Raw genomic sequence first — 18,650 nt, 5'->3', positions numbered from 1 at the left:
AATGCCTGCCACGCCAATCACGATTGGGTCTCTGCATTTCGCCAAGAAGAGCGATGCCGCCGCATACCTCCAAAGCATGCTCCACCGTTATGATGTTGGGGATAAAGTAAGTGTCGCGGACGAGCATGTCTTGAGAGCTGCGCTTGCCCTCCATCCTGAGGCAGAATCGAAGGTCGGCTGCGGCGTCACGCACTTCAGCGTACGGAGTGCCGACTTCGGGACCAAGTGCTTCTGGCTCAATCGGACCGATGGCACGACCGAGAAGTTCTCCTACAAGGCGTGCGTGTATGGGTGATTGAAAAAATAGACGTCATTTTCGCATTTCGAATGCGCCCTTGGCTGCAACTGGGGAGTTCCCCGCCCGGATTTGCCGAGCGGGGCTCTTTGGAGCTCAGTCGCCATTCCGGCGGCTGGGGCGGGACCAAATCAGGCTGCAGCCTTCGCCGCTCTCGTCGTCGAACAGGTTGGCGAAGATCGGGGCGTTGAAGCTCGGATCGTCGAGCTTGAGGCCGAGATAATCGCGGCCCTCGTTGGAGCGCTTGGACCAGGCGGCGCCGATTTCCACTCGGCCCACGTAGACGCGGTGGCTGGGCGCATTCTCGCCGGAGCGGCTGGTTTCGGGGACGATGCGAACGTTCTTCGCCTGGACGGAAAGGGTGACGATCTCGCCGGTGAACTCGCTGTTGCCGGTCTTCTTGAAGGTGCCGATGGTCGCCATTGTAAATTCTCCTCGATTTGAAGTTCCGAGCCCGCGCCATTGCGGCCTCGATGGCGATCGAAAGGCCGGAGGCGATCGACGCGGCATCGCTCGCGACCGCAGCGTCAGCGGAGGATGGCGCAAGAGCGACTTTGTTGTCTCGCGAGGAATGACGGCGCAGCCGTCAGGGGAAGAAAGTCGTTCGGCGCCATTGCCGCATAGGCGATCGAGGCGCAGCCGGCCTTCGGCCAGATCCGCCCATCAAAGAGGCCGTTATGGAGCGCTCGGCCTGACGGGTATCGGGGAGAATTCGGCGACGTCGTGCGATCGCAAGGATGCGGCGACGAGCGCCGACGATGATGACAATCCTCTGTCCGGCTACAAAATTTCGTCATCGCTTCCGAACCGCGTATTGAAATGCCTGCCTCCACGCTGATTGCCGGACGACCATGAGATCGCTCCCGCCAATGGATTGCGTCGAGGAGCATCACAATTTCGACCAGCTCGCCACGACGATTGGAACTCGCCGCCATCGTAGCCTCCGTGTCACGACGATGACCTCGGAGAGATGCAGATCGACATGCGCCGATCGGAGCAGCTGGAGCGGTGTCAGGCCCGCGCGAGACGTGTTTCTCCCCGTCCCAGCGGGGTTGCTCCAGCGATGCGGATCAAAGCGGTGACGCCGACTGCGACCGCGCCGACGAGCGAAAAAATCATCTGCCATGTCGCCGACGGCATAGCCATCTGGGCAATTCCGTGCGTGGCGTAATAGCCGGCGACCGTCGCCGGCGCAGCGTAGACGATTACGATGGCGAGCCGGAGCCAGGTCCAGGGAACGAAAGCGAGCGCCAGTTGCCCGACGCCGAATGTCACGCCTGCGGCGATGGCGCCGACGATTGCTCCGCCGAGCCAGCCGGCTCCCGTGTGAAAAGCCCAATTGCCGACCGTCAGGCCGGCATATAAAGGGAGCGCGAAGACGGCGAGCGTGAACAGCAGCCAGCAGAAGAAGCCGATGCCGGCGATGACGAGCAGCGGTCCGAAGATGATCATGGCGGTGGTCTCCGTGAGACAAAGGTCTGACGAGCGCGCCTTCCACCACCGCCACGGCGCAGCGGCGAGTCTAGCCGGAAAGATGAGACAGGGCGAGCGAAAATCCCCGCAGGATTTTCGCCGCTCGTGGTGGCAGATTCCTTCATGATTGGAAGGGATCGAATTCATGGACGATGGCGGCGGGATCGCCGTCGTATTCGGTCGACGGCATGACGCCGTAGTCTCCCGCGCCATCATGGAAGACGACGACGCAGATCATGAGGGTGTTCGCGAGATCCCAACCGCGAACGTGGGCGAATGTGAGGTTTCGAGACATCGATCGGCTCCTGTGCTGAGGCGGGGGCCATCCCCGCGCGACAGGCGCCCGATGTGTCCGGCTGATGGCCGCGATCACCGCGCAGGTGAAACCGAAGCGGCGGCACGCTCGCGTAGCCGACCCCTCGTGGGTTGATGGCGTCAGGCCATCGGTCGGATAGAGGATCAGCGCCGATCAGAGCGGGGTGGCGCTCGCCGACGGGAGTCGATTGCTTCGAAATCATGGAGCCCGGTCACGGACTGCTCGAACCTCGTCTATCGTTGGCGGACCACGTGCATCTGCTGTCGATGGCGGTGAAAATCCGCGCATAGATGGCGCGGTCGGGGTCTGGCCGGTTTCCTCCGAGGCTTGCCGAGATGATTACGGCGTCTGGTTGAGGTCTATGCGGCGGCACGCGGTCGCGGCCTGCCGTGGCGGGGAATGCTGGGGTAAGCTTGGCCTTTTCGAAGGCAAGCACGGCGTCGACCTCGACTTGCCGGTTCCGTTCGACGCCGTGCCCCACACCGTGCCGGGCACGCATGTCCAATCAATATCGCGGAAAGCTGGGCGTTCGTCCACATGGCGCCAGCCAATCCGACCATGCCGACGCGGGGTCGGCGAGGCTGTTTCTATGCGCCGGGTGTCGCGCCCAGGCGCTGATCTGTAGTTGTTGTGATCGCGGCCAGATTTACTGCGCCGAGGGGTGCGGCGCTCATGCGCGGCGGCGCGGCCAGCGCGCGGCGGGAGCTCGTTACCAGGCCAGCCGCCGAGGGCGGCTCACGCATGCCGAGCGCGCGCGTCGATACCGGGCGCGATGCAAGAACGTGACGCATCAGGGTTCACCTCCACCGCCTCCCGATGATTTTCTGTCGATCGGCTCGCCGACGATCGCGAGCGACGCAACCACCGCGGATATCGAACCTCGGCGGCCGATCTCGCACTGCCACTGGTGCGGCCGGCGCTGTCTCGATCTCGTCCGCCAGGGATTTTTGCGCCGCCGCCTCGGTCGTCGCGGCGCGCCGCGACACGAGCGGGCGGGACGAGACCATGGTGACGTCACCTGATATCGAGGCGCAAATCCTGCGCTATTATCACGCCGAAAAATGGACCATCGGCACGATCTCCCGTCAGTTGCACGTGCATCACGACGTGGTGCGGCGTGTGCTGGCGCAGGCCGGTCTGCCGAGGCTCGGGTCGCCACGCAAATCGCCGATCGACGCTTATCTGCCATTCATTCATCAGACGCTGGAGGCGTTCCCCTCGCTGACCGCGAGCCGCCTTTATGAGATGGTGCGCGAACGCGGCTATCCGGGCCGGCCCGATCACTTCCGCCACCTCATCGCTTGTTATCGGCCGCGTCCGAAGGCCGAAGCCTATCTGCGTCTCCTCAGCCTCCCGGGCGAGCAGGGGCAAGTCGACTGGGGCCACTTCGGTCATCTCCAGATCGGTCGCGCGCGGCGCCCGCTGATGGCCTTCGTCATGGTGCTCAGTCATTCGCGGCAAATTTTTCTGCGCTTCTTTCTGGACGCCCGCATGGAGAACTTCTTGCGCGGCCATGTCGACGCCTTCACCGCGTGGGGCGGCGCGCCTCGCGTTTTGTTGTACGACAATCTCAAGAGCGCGGTGCTGGAGCGGCGCGGCGACGCGATCCGTTTCCATCCCACCTTGCTCGGCTTTGCGGGACAGTATCGTTACGAGCCGCGTCCCGTGGCGATCGCCCGAGGCAATGAAAAAGGCCGCGTCGAACGCGCCATCCGCTACGTGCGCGAGGCCTTTTTCGCCGCTCGCGAGTTCGTCGATCTCGATGACCTCAACGCCCAGGCGCAGGCCTGGAGCCTTGGTCCCGCCGCCGATCGCCGGTGTCCTGGAGAACCCGACCGCACCGTACGGGACGTGTTCGCCGAGGAAAGAGCCCGCTTGCTCCCGCTGCCCGAAAGCTCGGCGCCCGTGCTCGAACAGGTCGCGGTGTCGGTGGGCAAGACGCCCTATGTCCGGTTCGACCTGAACGATTATTCCGTGCCCCACACATATGTGCGGCGCGTGCTGACCGTGCTCGCCGATCCGCGCGAGGTTCGCATCGTCGATGGCGCGAAGGTGCTCGCCCACCACTCGCGCAGCTACGACAAAGGAGCGCAGGTCGAAGAACCCGTCCATGTTCAGGCGCTGGTCGACGAAAAGCGCGCCGCGCGCCAGCATCGCGCCAACGATCGCCTCGCGCAGGCCGCGCCGGCCAGCCAGGTCTTGCTCGTGCGCGCCGCCGAACGCGGGGCCAATCTCGGCGCCATCACCGCCGCTCTGCTGCGTCTGCTCGAACGATATGACGCCGCGGCGTTGCAAGCCGCCATACTCGAGGCGCTGGAGCGCGATGTGCCGCACCCGAACGCCGTGCGTCTCGCTCTCGAACGCCGCCGCGAGCAACAAGGCGTCGCCCCTCCCGTCGCCCTGACGTTGCCCGCGCATGTGCGCGACCGCGATGTGCCGGTGCGGCCGCATGCGCTCGAAACTTATGACCAACTCAAGGACGATCGAGATGACTGAACCGGACACGCGGCGCGCTCGCGCCGGCGCTCTCAATCTACATGGACTTCTGGCGCATTGGAACGAGGTCGCCAGCGAAACCTGGGTCGATACGCTGCTGGGCTGGGAGGAGCGGGAGCGAGGCCGCCGCGGCCTGGAGCGTCGATTGCGCGCCGCCCATATCGGTCGCTTCAAGCCCCTCTGCGACTTCGATTGGAACTGGCCAAAACGCTGCGACCGCGCCGCCATCGACGCGCTGATGACGCTCGAGTTCCTCGAGGACGCCACCAACGTCGTTCTCGTCGGTCCGAACGGCGTCGGCAAGTCGACCATCGCGCAAAACATCGCCCATCGAACGCTGATCGAGGGACATGCCGTCCTGTTCACCAGCGCGGGCCAACTGCTGGGCGATCTCTGCGCGCTGGACAGCGACTCCGCCTTGCGTCGTCGCCTGCGCCACTATGCCCGGCCACAACTGCTGGTGATCGACGAGGTCGGATATCTCTCCTATTCCAACCGGCACGCCGATCTGTTGTTCGAATTGATCTCGCGCCGCTATCAGAACAAGAGCACGCTCGTCACCACCAACCGCCCGTTCGCCGAATGGCGAGAGGTTTTTCCCAACGCGGCCTGCGTCGTCTCTCTGGTCGACCGTCTCCTTCACCACGCTGAAATCGTCTCCATCGAAGGCGACTCCTGGCGCCTCAAGGAAGCCCGTGACCGCGCCGAGCAACGGACCCGCCAGCGCCGCGAGGCCAAATCATGAGAAACCCGACGCGATTGCCGGCCCATCTTTGTCCGCTCTCGATCGACATTCCCCGGACCTGGACGCCCGAACAGGCGCTGGCCTTGTTCGAGCTGGTCGACGATCTGCGCGACAAGATCTGGGCGCTCTATGGCGACCGAATGCAGGAATTGCTCCGAGATCAACGAGGCCGCGACGACGCCAGCGACGAAAAACCTCTCTGAACCGCCGAATATCCCGTGGTTCGATCGGGACGGCCATCCCGTCGTCCCGACCTGAGCGCTGCAATGCTGGCGCGCGCAGCGGCCGTCAAGGACGCCCGAAGGGCGCCGCGGCGCGGCGCGAAGCGTCCTTGACGGTCGCGAGCACGACAGCATCATGGGCGCGGAGGGACGTCACCGCCTCGCGCATCGATTCCCGTCTGAAGCCATTCGCGCTGATTGACGTGTTCCTGTTCCGACCGCAGCTCGCGCCAAATCAACATATCCAGCCCGTAATTGCCGAGCCCCGCCAGAGAAAGCGCTCTGACGCCTCCAACCGTTGCGGACCCAGCCCGACCGCGCCGTCTATGCGCGGATTTTCACCGCCGCTAACACCTGGCCCAGTAGCCGCGCTCGGGCGTCGGGACGCCGAGCTTTCGGCAATGCTTCGCGATCGCCACGTCGGAGATTCCGATTTGCTTCGACAGGTTCTGCATGGATTCCGACCAGACCAGGTCGTAAAGCTGCTCTCGAGTGATACGGAAGGTCATTGAAATCAACCTTTGGGCGCCGGCCCCGTCAGGGTCCCTCCAAGCCGAGCGCACGAGGCCCTCAGGAAGAGCGTCGGCTGTTCAACGACGATTACGCAAGGTCGCCTGGCGCGTCCAGGAGTGGTCGCTGAGGAGGCGGCGGCGATCTTCGGCCTCGAAGCCGGGACTGCGTGGGGCGCCGCCGCTTTCGAGGCAGATTTTGTGCGCAGGTAGCCGGACGATCCGATGTCGTCAGTCTTGGAGTAGCCGGTTATTGGCCGTACCTTATGCAAAGAGAACAGAGCCATGACCGACGCAGCATCCAGATCTAATGGGAGACGCGCCCGAGCGGAGCGCTTGGAGGCCCGCGTTACGGCCGAGCAAAAGAGCCTGATTGAGCGAGCGGCGGCCCTGCAGGGGCGGAGCGTCACCGATTTCGTGCTGACCAGCGTGCAGGACGCCGCTCGGCGCGCCATCGAGGAACACAATCAGCTCTCGCTCTCGGTTCGCGATAGCGAAGCATTCGTCGATGCGCTGCTTAACCCAAAGCCTGTTAATGACCGCCTTCGCGACACTGTGCGCCGCTATCGCGCGCGAACCGGCGTTTGACGCGTGCCGCCCGGAGCGAGATCGCCTCGTTCGCGTTGATCGTCGAGGCGAAGTACGACAGCGCCCGCCGCTCTACGAGCGCGAGAGTATTCTGCCCTTTCCTGAACGGCTCATGAAGCTGTTTTGTACGAAGGCGGACATAAAGCGGCTCTTCGAATGAGCGGCGACGGGCGTGAACGGCTGGCGAAATCGGATGCCGAGGGGCGCCCGAAATTCGCGTCCGGGAGAGGGGCGGCGTGTTCCAGCGCGACCTGGCGGGCAGGAAGAAAAAGAGAACAAGCCCTGCACACGGCGTGCGCACGATAGTTGTTATCTATTTGAAGTAGCGACTATTTCAGTCCAGTCCATCATAGGCGCAACGGCGAATCTAATATCTTGCGGCGTGAGCGTGCTAGCCATTGCGCGGTTCCGTTGCGAGGGTGAGCGACTCGTCTTGCAAGGTGAGTTCGGGCGGATAATAGGGATCGTCCACCAAAGCGCGGCCCCATCGCGTCATGAACAGCGTCCGGTCGAGCACTTCCTGGGTGCGCAGGGGCCTTGCCTGGCGGGTCGAGCCCTCTTTATGCAGGAGCGCGGGCGTGGCGGCCGAAACGACGGCGTAGCCGGACGCCCCGGCGCGCAGGCAATAATCGACATCGTTGAACTCCACCACGAAGTTCTCGTCGAAGCCGCCGAGCTTCTCGTAAACGTCGCGGCGCGTCAGCAGGCAGGCGCCGGTGACGGCCGAAACGCGGCGCGTCGTCGTCAGCATGGCGTGCGGGCCGGGATCGTCGGCGGCGCGCCCGGCGCCGGCATGAGCGGTGAGGCCGCGAATGCCGAGCGCGATGCCGGCATGCTGCACGGTTCCGTCTTCATTCAGCAGCTTGACGCCGACGACGCCGACGCGCGGATCGATCGCGAGCGCGACGAGCGGCGCGAGCCAGTCGGGATCGCCGGTCTCCACATCATTATTGAGCAGCGCGATCACCTCGCCGCGCGTTGCGCGCGCTCCCTCATTGACGAGGCGCGCGAAATTGAAAGGCTCGTCCCGGCGCAGGATCGTGACGCCGGCGCGGGCGCGCAGCCTGTCGAAGAGCGCGAATGTCTCGGGCTCGACGGAGCCATTGTCGACGATGACGAGCTCGATATTTCGCCAGCTCGCGCGCTCGAACAAAGTCTCGACGGCGCGCGCGAGAAGATCGGCCCGGTCGCGCGTGGGGATGACGATGCTGACGAGCGGCGTCCCGGACGAAGTCGCGGCGCCCGCCGCCGCGAAGGGAACGATGCGCGACGGATCGGGCGCCGGGAGGGCGGGTTGCGGCTTGCGCCGGAACCTGTCGAGGAAATGATCGAGCTTGCGGCCCCAATAATAGCGCCGTCCGCAGGGCGTGATGCGCGCGTAAATGCGCGCTTCGGGGTCTCCGCAATCGATCTGCACGGAAAGCGCGGGGTCCATCATCACTTCGTTGAAGAGCGTGACGCGCTTTTGCAGGCGGAAGGGAAAGGCGATGACGCAGTCGCCCGCCGCGTCGAAGAAGCGAAAGAACGCCACGACGGGCCGGTCGGGCGCGTGGCGGATCATTTCGATCTGGCAGGGTCTTTCGTTGGCCATGAAGCTCGCATGCGGTTGAAGCTGGTTCAGCCTCTTTATCAGAGGCTGAGCAGCTTTTCCGCGATTCTTTGCGCCATCGTGCGGCTGCGCGGCGGGCAGCGCTTCGCGGCGGCGTCGAAAAGGCTGAAATCCGCCGAGACCGTCTCCGACCGCCGGGCCGTGGTGACGACCTGATAAATATCGGCGTGCGGGCTCACGGTCAGAGCCGCGCGCACGGCTTTCGGCAGCTTGTTCCAGCGCGCATGGAACTCGGTCGCTTCGGGGCGGCGCAGCACGATGCGCGCATCTGTGATGGCGAGGCCGGCGTTCTTGTGCAGCGCCTCGATGTTCTTGAGTCCGAAAAAGCGGATATGCGTTTTGTCGAGCAGGCCCGCTTCGCGATAGTCGAAATCATCGTCATAGAGCAGGCCCAATATCGCGCCATTGCCGATATAGGGCAGGGAGACGATGATCTCGCCCGTATCCTTCAAGAGCTTCTTCATCTCCGCGACCGCGGTCCAGGGATCGTAGAGATGTTCCAGCACATCCGCCGCGATAATCGCGTCGAACCTGCCCTCGGCGGCGAGCGCCTGCGTCCAGCCGGAGTCGTTCAGGTCGAGCGAATATACGCGATCCGTATATTTCTTCAGCTTCTCGACCGACGCCGGATTGATCTCCACGGCGACGACGTCGTTGCGCTTGTCCTTGGCGAGGAACTGCGTCTGCATGCCCGCGCCGGCGCCGAGCTCCAATATCTTTTTTCCCGCGCCGGCGAACGCCACGACATAGGCGAGCGCATTGTCGCCTTCGAGATCGATCTGATATTCGTAATCATGCAGGGTCCCGAGATCGGGCGCCGCCATGCTCTGCTGCTCACTCATCGCGCGTGCTTTCGGAAGGGCTGGAGCGGGAGATATAGTCCGCCGCTCGCAGTCGCGGCAAGGCGCGCTCCTGCGCGCGGCGAGAAGGTTTAAGCGACGCCATGGAACAATCTAAAACGCCAGCAGGCGCCTTCTTGCCCAAGCTTAAGTCGCTGTCACGCAATATTGCAGCGCTTTCATTTTTTCGCCCCGGCTCATATGCATTTCTTACAGAGAATCAATTGCAGCAAGAACTTGACAGCGAGCATGATATGCTTCTCGAAAAGACAGAAGAGCTCGAAATAAGCACGTATTTAACTGCTCTGACCCGGCTGGAGCGCGCCGATGAAGCGGGCGCGTCTCACGCCTGCCGACAGCTTACGCGCCTGCAAAAGCTTATCCGCCTGCGAGCGATGGAGCTTTACTGGACGATTTCCCGCCTTTTGCGGCAAGGCGAGGCCTTGCTTCTTCCGGGCTATGTCGAGCGGCGCAATCGAATCCCGGCATGGAAGAAAACGGATGCGCCCGCGCTCGTCCCGGAGGCCCTGCCCGCCGGGCGGCCGCGCCTGCTTCTCGACATGACGAGCTCGCTGCGCTCGGGCAAGAACACGGGCATTCAGCGCGTGGTTCGCGAGATCGCGCGCAACGGGTGGCTGATGGGCGCGGGCCTGCCCGTGGCTATTCATAACGGCAGGCTCTTCGCCTATTACAGCCATCCGGAAATTCCCGAGACGATTGCGATCGACGAGGGAGACGTCTTCCTGATGCTCGATGCGAGCTGGAACCATACGGAAGAATATCTCCCGATCCTCGATGCGGTGAAGGCGAAGGGCGGCAGGAACATTGTCTGCCTTTACGATATTCTGCCGCTGATCCATCCGGCCGCGTTTCCGCCCGCTCTCAGGCAGCGCTTCGAGGAATGGCTGTCTCATATCGTCTTGAGGAGCGATGGCGTGATCGCGGATTCTCGCGCGGCGGCCGAAAGTCTGCGCGATTATCTCGCGGCGAACGGGCGCACGAAGCCGGGCATGCCGCTCGGCTGGTGGCGCCTAGGCGCGGATTTCTCCGGCGCCGCGGCAGGCGAGGCCTCGGAGCGCGCGCAAGGCGTCGTCGCCGGAGGCAAGCCCTATTTCCTCGGCGTCGGCACGGTCGAGCCGCGCAAGGGCTATCCGGTCGCGCTCGACGCGCTGGAGAAGCTTTGGGATGCGGGCGTCGACGCGACCTATGTCGTCGTCGGCGGCAAGGGGTGGGGCATGCGGCAGTTCGAGCGGCGGCTGAAACACCACCCCGAATTCAACAAGCGCCTGTTCTGGTTCGATCATGCGAGCGACGCCGATCTTGCGCTTCTCTACCGCAATGCGCGTGCGCTGGTGCTCGCCTCGGTCGCCGAAGGCTTCGGCTTGCCGATCGTCGAGGCGGCGCATTACGGCGTTCCGGTCATCGCGACGGACATCGCCGTGTTTCGCGAGGTGGCGGGCGACAGCGCGCGCTATTTCCAACTGCTCGACAGCGACAGCCTTGTCGAGCGGATGAAGGAGGCGCTCGGCGAAAAGCCGGCGGCTCCCGTCGTCGCGCCGACGAGCTGGCGCGAATCCGCCGCGCAGCTTCTCGGCATGGCGCGCGACGGCGGATTTCAGTCGCGGCTCGATTGAGCGAAACCAATTCCGTTTGATCCCTTCGCCGCGCGGCCGTCATTGCGAGGAGCGTTAGCGACGAAGCAATCCAGGGGCCGTGATGTGGCTCTGGATTGCTTCGCTCCGCTCGCAATGACGCCGTAAGCATTGTCGCGAAGCGATCAGGGGGAAGCCGCATGAAACTCGGATCAGAACGGATGATACTGGTAGAGCCAGCTTTCCGAGAGGATCGCGTCGCCGTTCTTGAGATAGAGCCGCATCTCCACGGGGTCGTTCCCTTCGACGGCCAGATCGAACTGCGCGCGCCAATGGCCGGGCACGCCGTCGAAGACCGCTTCCGTATAGATATAGGAGAAGGTCCCGCGCGAGGCCCAGAGAACGGGCTCGGGCTTCACGCCGAAGGGAAGCCTGGCGAGCGGATCGCCGAGAAACTCCACCATGAATTTGCGCACGCCTTTCGGGCGCGGCCTGCCGGGCTGGCCGCCATTGCCGAGACGCGTCGCGACGCAGCGCGCCAACGGGGCGGGGTAGGGCTCGTCGGCGAGCCAGTGCAGCCGGTAGGAGAATTCGAACTCCGCGCCCGGAACGGCCTTCTTCTCGGGGACCCAGACGCAGACGACATTGTCGTGAATCTCGTCGTCCGTCGGGATTTCGATGAGCTGAATCGTTCCCTTGCCCCAATCGCCCTTGGGCTCGACCCACACGCTCGGGCGCCGGTCATAGAAGACATTGTCGAGATAGTGGTCGTAAACGCGGTCGCGCTGCATCAGGCCGAAGCCCTTGGGATTATTGTCGCCAAAGGCGGAGGCCATGACGCGGTCGGGATTATTGAGCGGACGCCACAGGCGCTCGCCGGTTCCCGTCCACATGGAGAGGCCGTCGGAGTCGTGAACTTCCGGGCGCCAGTCGGCGGCGGTCGGCTTCTTCGTCTCGGAGAACCAATACATGGAAGTGAGCGGCGCAACGCCGAAGCGCGTGAAGGAGCCGCGCAGATAGAGCGCGCAGTCAATGTCCATCACGACGCCCCTGCCGCGCGTCATCAGGAATTTATAGGCGCCCGCGATTGACGGGCCTTCGAGCAGCGCATGCAGCACGACGCCGTCATTGGTCTCCGGCCCGATATAAATCTGGGTGAAATCCGGAAACTCCTCATTCGCCCCCATCTGCCAGGTGTCGAGCGCGACGCCCCGCGCGGAAAGGCCGTATTGGCGCAGCTCGCCGATGGCGCGGAAATAGGAGGCGCCGAGAAAGGCGACCCAGTCGTTTTTCTTCCAGTCGAGCGGACCGTCCTTCGACTCCTGAATGCGGAAGCCCGCGAAGCCGGCGCCGGGGGGCAGCTTCCGCGCGACGGAGTCTTCCGGCATGTCGAAATAGCTGGTGTCGTAAAGGACCTCGCGGGCGTCGCCGTTCTCCACCGCGAAGATGCGCACCGCCTTCTTGAAGAACATGCCGAGATGGAAGAACTCGATCGGAAAGCGCTCCTTCGTGTCGGCGAAGAGCGCATGGTCGGTGTCGTAGGTGATCTGGCCCCACTTCTCGTAATCGATCTGCGAGGTGATTTCGGGAGAGGGAATATTTGGCTGGCGATAGGGCTCCTTGACCAGCCGTTTCGCTTCCTGCTTCAGCGTCTCGAAGGAGAAGGGCCGGGCGTCGCCGAGCTTGACGTTGGAGACGCGCGACGGCGCGGCGTCGGCCGGCCGCGCGCCGACGGCGCCGAGCGCGCTCGTCGCGGCCGCGACTTTCAGGAAGGAACGACGGTCCTGCTTCTCGATCATCCCGGAATCCTTCTGATGAAACGAAGGCTATGAGCGCGCATTGCGGCGCGCTCGGGGCAAAGGCTACGCTGACGTTAAGGCTGGGGCCTGACGGACCGTCAACCGCGGATCGGCTCGTTGCGGATCGCGGTTTTCATAAAGAAATAGAGGCCGACAAGGCCGAAGAGAGAGAAAACGACTTCAATCGCGCGGCTGACCATCGGGTCGAGCTGAAACAGGCCGCCGAGCGCCCATCCGGCGGCCCAGGAGGCGCCGACGAGCTCCGTTCCGACGAGGATCGCGACGGCGACCAGCGTGGACAGATGCAGGAAGTTGATCGGCTTCTGGCTCATGGCGCACTCTCGAGCTTTGTCCCGAAGGGGACGCGGTCAGGCCGCGCTTCGCTAACGGTCTGCTATATCAACGGGCGCCGCAAGGCAAGGGCCGGAGCGGCGTCGTCCAGGGCGATCGGGCGAACGATCACCTTGGGAGGGTTGGCGCGACCCGTAAAGGCTAAGGGAGTCACCTCTCCAGGAGGCCGGCATGGCCGGGACAAGCCCGGCCATGCCGGCGTTGGCGACTTTCGAGATGTGCGCATGCTGTAGCCGTAAAGGGGAGGGATTCCCTCACGCCGGCGCTCATCCGATCACCCTGCGGCATCGCCCTCTCGCGCCGCGAGCGGAGAGAGGGAGCGTCACCGTCATTGCGTCAGCCGCGCGGATTGCACCGCCTGACGGAACATGTCCTGCATGGCGGCGGCGATGTCCGCCGGCCCGTCCGCCTTGTGGTAGAAGCCCGGCGAGGCGCAGGCCTGCATGGCGGCGTCGACGCCGGGCACTGCGTTATTGACCTTGAGCGCTTCCCATTGCGCGTAACTCGTCGGATGCGGGAAGGTCGGATACGGGATCTGAAGAACCGAGATCGTCACGCCTCGCGCTTTGAGCGCCGCGCATTTGGTCGGGTCCATGGCCCGGATCGAGACGGTCTCGCCATGCGTGTTCGGGTAGAGCGTCACGCCCGGCCAGTTGGTCGGCGCATAAGGATAGGTGGGAGACGCTACTTGCGACGACGAATACCACTGGCTGTCTTCCATTCCATCCGAGACGAAAAAGACAAAGGGCTGGCCCTTGCTCGCGCCGGAGCCGTCCCCGACCGCGGGGATTTTCGCGCTGATGTCGTCGAAGACCGTATGTATATGCGATCCGCCCGCGCCGAGCGGCGCCGTATCGGCCGGTATCTTCGGATTGGCCCTGTAATTGGGGTTGAGGCTGCGGGCAAAAATCTTGTCGTCGCCGCCGTCGAGCAGCTTGCCGAAATCCGTCATCTGCGTCGCCGGATTGTAGTTGATCGCGCTCGCCACCGAATATTGGTCGCCGATCAGATCGTCGGTGAGATCGACGAAGGCGTTTGCGTGCGTCACAAAGGGATAGACGCCCATGCGGAACTGCTTGGGCAGCGTCGCCGTATCGTTCGCGGTCTTCATGAGCTGCGCGATCGCGGCGCCGACCGCGTCGACGCGAAGTTGAATATTGTGCGCGCGCGCATAGTCGTAGCTGTTCTTGCCTGAGAAATGGCAGGCGAACATGCAGCCGTCGCCATTATCCTGTTTGCCATCCGGGCTCGCGGCGGCGAGCTGGTTCTGGCCGGCGATCGTCGAAGGCAGGCCCATCGAGGCGGAAACGTCGATCAGCATGTAGAAGTCGAGAAACTTCGCCATGGTGAGCTGCGCGCCGGCGGAGCCGCTGTAGTTCATGAGTTTAATGCCGGCGATCTTGCCGAAATTGGAGGGCATGGCGGCGTTGTAGGCGACAGTCGCCGTCACATTCTGGCCGTCGATCGTGACGTCGAAGGTCGGCTTGCCGAGCAGGTCCGAGGCGCGCTTGCCGGCCTGGGCGTAGAAGGATTTCTCCGCCTGGGCGAGGGCGTCGGAGATCGCCTGCGGCTTGGGGTTCCGATTGGTCGCCGAGAGCGTCGCGATCGTGTTCTGCGCGGTCTTGATCGCCGTCAGGGCGGCCGCGTCGGCGGAGGCGTCGAGACGCGCCTTGGCGGTTTGCAGAATGGCGTAATCCGCCGCGAGGCCCGAGGCCAGAACCAGCGGGACGATGGTGAGGCCCATCACGACGGCGACGCCGCCCTTCTCGTTTTTCGCGAAACGCGCAATCTTGGAGGTCTGACGCATGATACGCTCTCAAGCACAGGTGGTGACGAAGGAATCGCCGCCGGCGACCGAATAGGAAAGATTATTGACGTAGCGCGGCTGCAGATAGCTCGAGCGCTTGATGGTGAGCGGGCCGAAGATCTTCTGCGCGAAGAGCGGCTGATAGGCGAAGGTGAGATCGACCACGATGACGGCGTTGGGGCCGTAGACGTCGGTCGGCAGGGTCGTCTTGCTCGGCGCCGTATTGTCGGGCACGGGCGTCAGCGCCGTGTTGCAGGGGCGCCGATCCGACCCGCCGCTCCAGGCGACCTTCGCCTGATAGACGCAGGCGGCGACGCAGCCGGGGACGGTCGGCGTGAAACCTACCGCGCTCATGCCGATCTTGACCATATTGTTCCAGCTCTGGCCCAGCCGCGCGCCGTCCTGCAGCGCGCGCGGGAACAGGACCATCACGGAGTCCTGGGCGTATTTCATGTCGACGGGCTCGACCTTCTGCGATTGCGACAGCATCTGCGCCACGGCGTTCGCGGTCATTTCGAGCTGCCGCGTCGCCCAGGCGTAGCGGTCGAGCTCGATGAAGCCGAGCAGCATCAGGCCGAGCAAGGGAAAGGCGAGGCCGAATTCGACGGCGGCGAAACCCTGTTTCTCGCGAAGAAGATTCTTGCTCATCTCACGTCGTTCCTTGGTTTCAGCAGCCGGCATAGGCGGCCGGGAAGGGCTCGTTCTTGAAGGTCGCGGTCGATACGACGATGCGGGACTTGCGGCCCTTGTAGATCGCCTGGTTCGGGAAGAGCGCGGCGGTCGTGAGGATCGGCGTCGGATAAGCGGCGCGGATCACCACATATTTCTTGGCCCCGCCGATGCAGTAGGCGTTCAGCGCATTGTCCAGCGCCGGCGGCTTGAGGCCGCTTTTGTCGGCCTTGACGTAATTGGCGTAGGGCGTCGTCGCGGGCGCCGCGCCGCCAACCGGCGCGTCGAAAGTCTGCACATCCACATAGAGGTCGTCGCAGCTCATGACCGCCGGCAGTTTCGGGCACATGACGTTTGCGCGGAACTGATTGGCGTTGAGAGGCTTTCCGCCGATCGACTGGTTCTGCGCATAGCCGGTCATGATCGCGCGGGCGGTCTGCTGCACGACGGCGTCGAGCCGCGACTGCGCGAAATTGCCGTAGCTATATTCGAGGATCGCCAGGATCAGCAGCAGGAAGGGGAGCGCGATGAGGCCGAATTCGACCGCCGCGAAGCCGCGGGCGTCGTGAACGAAATCAGCGCGATTTTCCGCTTTCGCGGGGATGTCCCGTGAAGAGGATTCGTTAACGCGTTCGATCATTTTTCGTTCTCGCTCAATGGCGGGAAGCGCGGTCGATCGCCGCGCGCCCCCTGAAATTCCAGGCGGTTCCGCTTTCTTGAGCGCCGCCTCTGACGCGCGAGAGTGTTAGCGTTTCCTTAACGAATCCTTGTCCCGATCTTCGAATGTTTTAGACAATTGCAACTAGTTTTGATCGATCTGGGCTTAACGTTAAATTCACCGGTAGGAGATGCTCGGAATCCTTGGGGATTGAGGCGCGCTTGGGAGCGCTTCATTCGCGGGCGAGAATCCGAGAGGCCGCCGGGCCGACGCCCTTTCGTATGATACGGCCCCCGCATCGCTTTGCGACGACGCTCGCGCGCCCGTCATTGCGAGCCGAAGGCGAAGCAAACCAGAACGCCGCCCGGACGAAGCTTCTGGATTGCTTCGTCGCTTCGCTTCTCGCAATGAGGGGGCGCGCGGAATGAGTCGAACGGAGCCGGTACGACAAGGCGAAAGCGCCGGCCGCTTGCGCGGCGGCGTTGCGGCCGGCGACCCGGCGGATTAGAACGGAATGTCGTCGTCCAGCTGGTCGGAAAGGCGGCCGCCGGCGGAGGCCGGGGCGGGGCGGCGCTCGGCGGGCGCGCGCTCCATGGGCGAGGAGCGGCCGAAGGAGCCGCCGCCGCCCTGATAGCCGCCGCCCTCGAAATCGCCCTCGCCGCGGCCGCCGCCCTTGCTGTCGAGCAGCGTCATCTCGCCCCGGAAGCGCGGAACCACGACTTCCGTGACTTTGCGCTGATTGCCGTCCTTGTCCGTATATTCGCGGGTCTGGAGCTGGCCCTCGATATAGATCTTGGCGCCCTTGCGGCAGTATTGCTCCGCGATCTTTCCGAGCGCCTCATTGAAGATCTGGATATTGTGCCACTCGGTGCGGTCCTTGCGCTCGCCGGTGTTCTTGTCGCGCCAGGACTCCGTCGTCGCGAGCGAGAAGGAGACGACGCGGTCGCCCGACGGAAAGGTCCGCACTTCCGGATCGCGGCCCAGATTGCCGACCAGAATGACCTTGTTGACGCTACCCGCCATGTCTCTCTCCAATTGATTGCGCAGGGCACTCTAACGCCATCCCGCCCGCCGCCGACGTTCTGGAAGGGCTTGTCCACAGATGATGCAAGCGCGGCCGGGCTTATGTTCTTTTTTTGTTCTAGCATCCGGCCCGGCCCGGCGCAAGGCCCGTCATGCCGGGCGGTCGCGCCATCTACCGGTTCCGGCTAATTCGCTCGCGCGCCGTCATTGCGAGGAGCGTCGGCGACGAAGCAATCCAGGAGCCGTGACGACGCTCTGGATTGCTTCGCCTTCGGCTCGCATGACGGCGGGAGCGTCATAGGAAGCAATCAAGCGGAAACCGTATCAGAGGGGCGTAAAAGGCTATGGCGCGGCGAAGTCGCCACTCCGATGAATGCGAAACGGCTAAACCTCCCCGCCGCCCGTCCCCGAGAGCTCTGCTTTCAGCTTCTCCCGGTCCAGCTCTCCCTCCCACGCCGAAACGACGATCGTCGCCACGCCATTGCCGATGAAATTGGTCAGCGCGCGGCACTCGCTCATGAATTTGTCGATGCCGAGCACGAAGGACATGCCCGGCGCCAGCGCCGGATCGACGGCGGTGAGCGTCGCGGCCAGCGTGACGAAGCCGGCGCCCGAGACGCCGCTCGCGCCTTTGGAGGTGAGCATCGCCACGACGAGGATCGTCGCCTGATGGGTGAAATCCAGCTCCGAGCCCATGGCGCGGGCGATGAAGAGCGTCGTCAGCGTCATATAGATATTCGTGCCGTCGAGATTGAAGCTGTAGCCCGTGGGCACGACGAGGCCGACGACGGATTTCGAGCAGCCGAGGCGCTGGAGCTTCTCCATCAAAGCGGGCAGGGCGCTTTCGGATGACGAGGTGCCAAGCACGATCAGCAGCTCGTCCTTCAGAAAAGCCAGGAAGCGGAAGATATTGAAACCAACCGCCGCCGCGATGGCCCCGAGCACGATCGCGACGAAAAGGGCCGAGGTGAGATAGAAGGCGCCGATGAGGCCGCCCAGCGACAGGAGCGCCGCCGAGCCATATTTGCCGACCGTGTAGGCCATGGCCCCGAAGGCGCCGATGGGCGCGGCCCTCATCACAATGCCGATGAGGGCGAACATGGCGTGGCCGGCCTCCTCGACCCATTGCCGCATCGGCCGTCCCCGCTCGCCGAGCGACAGCAGCGCGAAGCCGAAAAGCAGGGAGAACAGGAGCACCTGCAGAATGTCGCCCTTGGCGAAGGCGCCGACGGCGCTGTCGGGGATGATGTCGAGCAGGAAATCCACGCCGCCGCGCCGCGCCGCGGCCTCCGTATATTTGGCGATGGCCGCCGCGTCCGCCGTGCCGGCGAAATCGCCGCCGGGCTTCAATATATTGCCGACGAGGAGGCCGATGGCGAGCGCGAAGGTGGAGACGATCTCGAAGTAAATGAGCGCCTTGACGCCGACGCGCCCGACCTTCTTGGCGTCCTCTATATGGGCGACGCCCGAGACCACCGTGCAGAAGATGATCGGCGCAATCGCCATTTTGATGAGCTTCACGAAGCCGTCGCCCAGCGCCTTCACCCAATCGGCGGCGGCGAGATGCGGCGCGAGAAAGCCGAAGAGCGCGCCGAGCGCGATGGCGACGAGGACCTGAACGTAGAGCAACTGGTGAATCGGTTTCTTCATGCCGGCCTCT

19 protein-coding genes are annotated in these 18,650 nt (G+C 64.0%); 6 read left to right on the top strand and 13 right to left on the bottom strand.

Annotated elements, in window-relative coordinates; translation table 11 throughout:
- Window position 1 precedes the first annotated feature (1 nt).
- Entirely contained in the window at window positions 2–295 is a 294-nt protein-coding gene (locus ACV7JP_RS18200; protein WP_457797059.1) for a DCL family protein, read from the top strand.
- A gap of 96 nt (window positions 296–391) precedes the next feature.
- Here ACV7JP_RS18200 and ACV7JP_RS18195 read toward each other — a convergent pair whose 3' ends face one another.
- From ACV7JP_RS18195 to ACV7JP_RS18185, 3 genes are all read right to left on the bottom strand, one after another.
- Window positions 392–718: a DUF736 domain-containing protein gene (locus ACV7JP_RS18195; RefSeq protein ID WP_457797058.1), complete on the bottom strand. Its 327-nt coding sequence runs from the start codon at window positions 716–718 to the stop codon at window positions 392–394.
- A gap of 588 nt (window positions 719–1,306) precedes the next feature.
- Window positions 1,307–1,747 (bottom strand): hypothetical protein, encoded by a 441-nt coding sequence (locus ACV7JP_RS18190; protein WP_457797057.1) that lies wholly within the window; start codon window positions 1,745–1,747, stop codon window positions 1,307–1,309.
- Window positions 1,748–1,889: 142 nt separating this feature from the next.
- Window positions 1,890–2,063 carry a hypothetical protein gene (locus ACV7JP_RS18185; protein ID WP_457797056.1) on the bottom strand — a complete coding sequence of 58 codons (174 nt, stop codon included), beginning with the start codon at window positions 2,061–2,063 and terminating at the stop codon, window positions 1,890–1,892.
- A 1,026-nt stretch (window positions 2,064–3,089) separates the two neighbouring features.
- Between ACV7JP_RS18185 and istA the strand changes: the two genes are divergently transcribed.
- Genes istA through ACV7JP_RS18170 form a run of 3 tightly spaced genes read left to right on the top strand, consistent with a single transcriptional unit; the run spans window position 3,090 to window position 5,528 of the window.
- Window positions 3,090–4,580 (top strand): IS21 family transposase, encoded by a 1,491-nt coding sequence (gene istA / locus ACV7JP_RS18180; protein WP_457797055.1) that lies wholly within the window; start codon window positions 3,090–3,092, stop codon window positions 4,578–4,580.
- Window positions 4,501–5,325 carry an IS21-like element helper ATPase IstB gene (istB, locus tag ACV7JP_RS18175; RefSeq protein WP_457797054.1) on the top strand — a complete coding sequence of 275 codons (825 nt, stop codon included), beginning with the start codon at window positions 4,501–4,503 and terminating at the stop codon, window positions 5,323–5,325. Before istA ends, istB begins: the two co-directional genes overlap by 80 nt.
- On the top strand, window positions 5,322–5,528 hold the full coding sequence (locus ACV7JP_RS18170) for a hypothetical protein (protein WP_457797053.1): 207 nt from the start codon (window positions 5,322–5,324) through the stop codon (window positions 5,526–5,528). The genes istB and ACV7JP_RS18170 overlap by 4 nt, the downstream gene beginning before the upstream one ends.
- A 365-nt stretch (window positions 5,529–5,893) precedes the next feature.
- Here the strand turns inward: ACV7JP_RS18170 and ACV7JP_RS18165 are convergent, their stop codons facing one another.
- Window positions 5,894–6,055: a hypothetical protein gene (locus ACV7JP_RS18165; RefSeq protein WP_457797052.1), complete on the bottom strand. Its 162-nt coding sequence runs from the start codon at window positions 6,053–6,055 to the stop codon at window positions 5,894–5,896.
- 285 nt (window positions 6,056–6,340) lie between these two features.
- On the opposite strand from ACV7JP_RS18165, the gene ACV7JP_RS18160 reads away from it, so the two are divergent.
- Window positions 6,341–6,643 (top strand): type II toxin-antitoxin system TacA family antitoxin, encoded by a 303-nt coding sequence (locus ACV7JP_RS18160; protein ID WP_457797051.1) that lies wholly within the window; start codon window positions 6,341–6,343, stop codon window positions 6,641–6,643.
- 391 nt (window positions 6,644–7,034) lie between these two features.
- Here ACV7JP_RS18160 and ACV7JP_RS18155 read toward each other — a convergent pair whose 3' ends face one another.
- On the bottom strand, window positions 7,035–8,234 hold the full coding sequence (locus tag ACV7JP_RS18155; RefSeq protein ID WP_457797050.1) for a glycosyltransferase family 2 protein: 1,200 nt from the start codon (window positions 8,232–8,234) through the stop codon (window positions 7,035–7,037).
- 38 nt (window positions 8,235–8,272) lie between these two features.
- The gene (locus ACV7JP_RS18150) at window positions 8,273–9,094 is read right to left on the bottom strand and encodes a class I SAM-dependent methyltransferase (protein ID WP_457797049.1); all 822 of its coding nucleotides are present in this window, start codon (window positions 9,092–9,094) and stop codon (window positions 8,273–8,275) included.
- A 221-nt stretch (window positions 9,095–9,315) separates the two neighbouring features.
- On the opposite strand from ACV7JP_RS18150, the gene ACV7JP_RS18145 reads away from it, so the two are divergent.
- Window positions 9,316–10,725, top strand: a complete 1,410-nt coding sequence (locus tag ACV7JP_RS18145) for a glycosyltransferase family 4 protein (RefSeq protein WP_457797048.1) — start codon at window positions 9,316–9,318, stop codon at window positions 10,723–10,725.
- A gap of 170 nt (window positions 10,726–10,895) precedes the next feature.
- Here ACV7JP_RS18145 and ACV7JP_RS18140 read toward each other — a convergent pair whose 3' ends face one another.
- The 7 genes from ACV7JP_RS18140 to dctA all read right to left on the bottom strand — a co-directional run bounded on the left by ACV7JP_RS18140 (window position 10,896) and on the right by dctA (window position 18,640).
- Entirely contained in the window at window positions 10,896–12,482 is a 1,587-nt protein-coding gene (locus tag ACV7JP_RS18140) for a glucan biosynthesis protein (RefSeq protein ID WP_457797047.1), read from the bottom strand.
- 98 nt (window positions 12,483–12,580) lie between these two features.
- A complete protein-coding gene (locus tag ACV7JP_RS18135; RefSeq protein ID WP_457797046.1) occupies window positions 12,581–12,814 on the bottom strand; it encodes a hypothetical protein in 234 nt (77 codons plus the stop codon).
- A 347-nt stretch (window positions 12,815–13,161) separates the two neighbouring features.
- A complete protein-coding gene (locus ACV7JP_RS18130) occupies window positions 13,162–14,640 on the bottom strand; it encodes a pilus assembly protein TadG-related protein (protein WP_457797045.1) in 1,479 nt (492 codons plus the stop codon).
- 9 nt (window positions 14,641–14,649) lie between these two features.
- Complete coding sequence (locus tag ACV7JP_RS18125; protein WP_457797044.1) at window positions 14,650–15,288, bottom strand: TadE/TadG family type IV pilus assembly protein; 639 nt, start codon at window positions 15,286–15,288, stop codon at window positions 14,650–14,652.
- A 19-nt stretch (window positions 15,289–15,307) separates the two neighbouring features.
- Window positions 15,308–15,949: a TadE/TadG family type IV pilus assembly protein gene (locus tag ACV7JP_RS18120; RefSeq protein ID WP_457797043.1), complete on the bottom strand. Its 642-nt coding sequence runs from the start codon at window positions 15,947–15,949 to the stop codon at window positions 15,308–15,310.
- Window positions 15,950–16,471: 522 nt separating this feature from the next.
- On the bottom strand, window positions 16,472–16,990 hold the full coding sequence (gene ssb / locus ACV7JP_RS18115) for a single-stranded DNA-binding protein (RefSeq protein ID WP_457797042.1): 519 nt from the start codon (window positions 16,988–16,990) through the stop codon (window positions 16,472–16,474).
- 384 nt (window positions 16,991–17,374) lie between these two features.
- On the bottom strand, window positions 17,375–18,640 hold the full coding sequence (dctA, locus tag ACV7JP_RS18110) for a C4-dicarboxylate transporter DctA (RefSeq protein ID WP_457797041.1): 1,266 nt from the start codon (window positions 18,638–18,640) through the stop codon (window positions 17,375–17,377).
- Between the last annotated feature and the right edge of the window lie 10 nt (window positions 18,641–18,650).

Source organism: Methylocystis sp. S23 (genome assembly GCF_054106005.1).
This window is presented reverse-complemented; position numbering and strand designations above follow the sequence as displayed.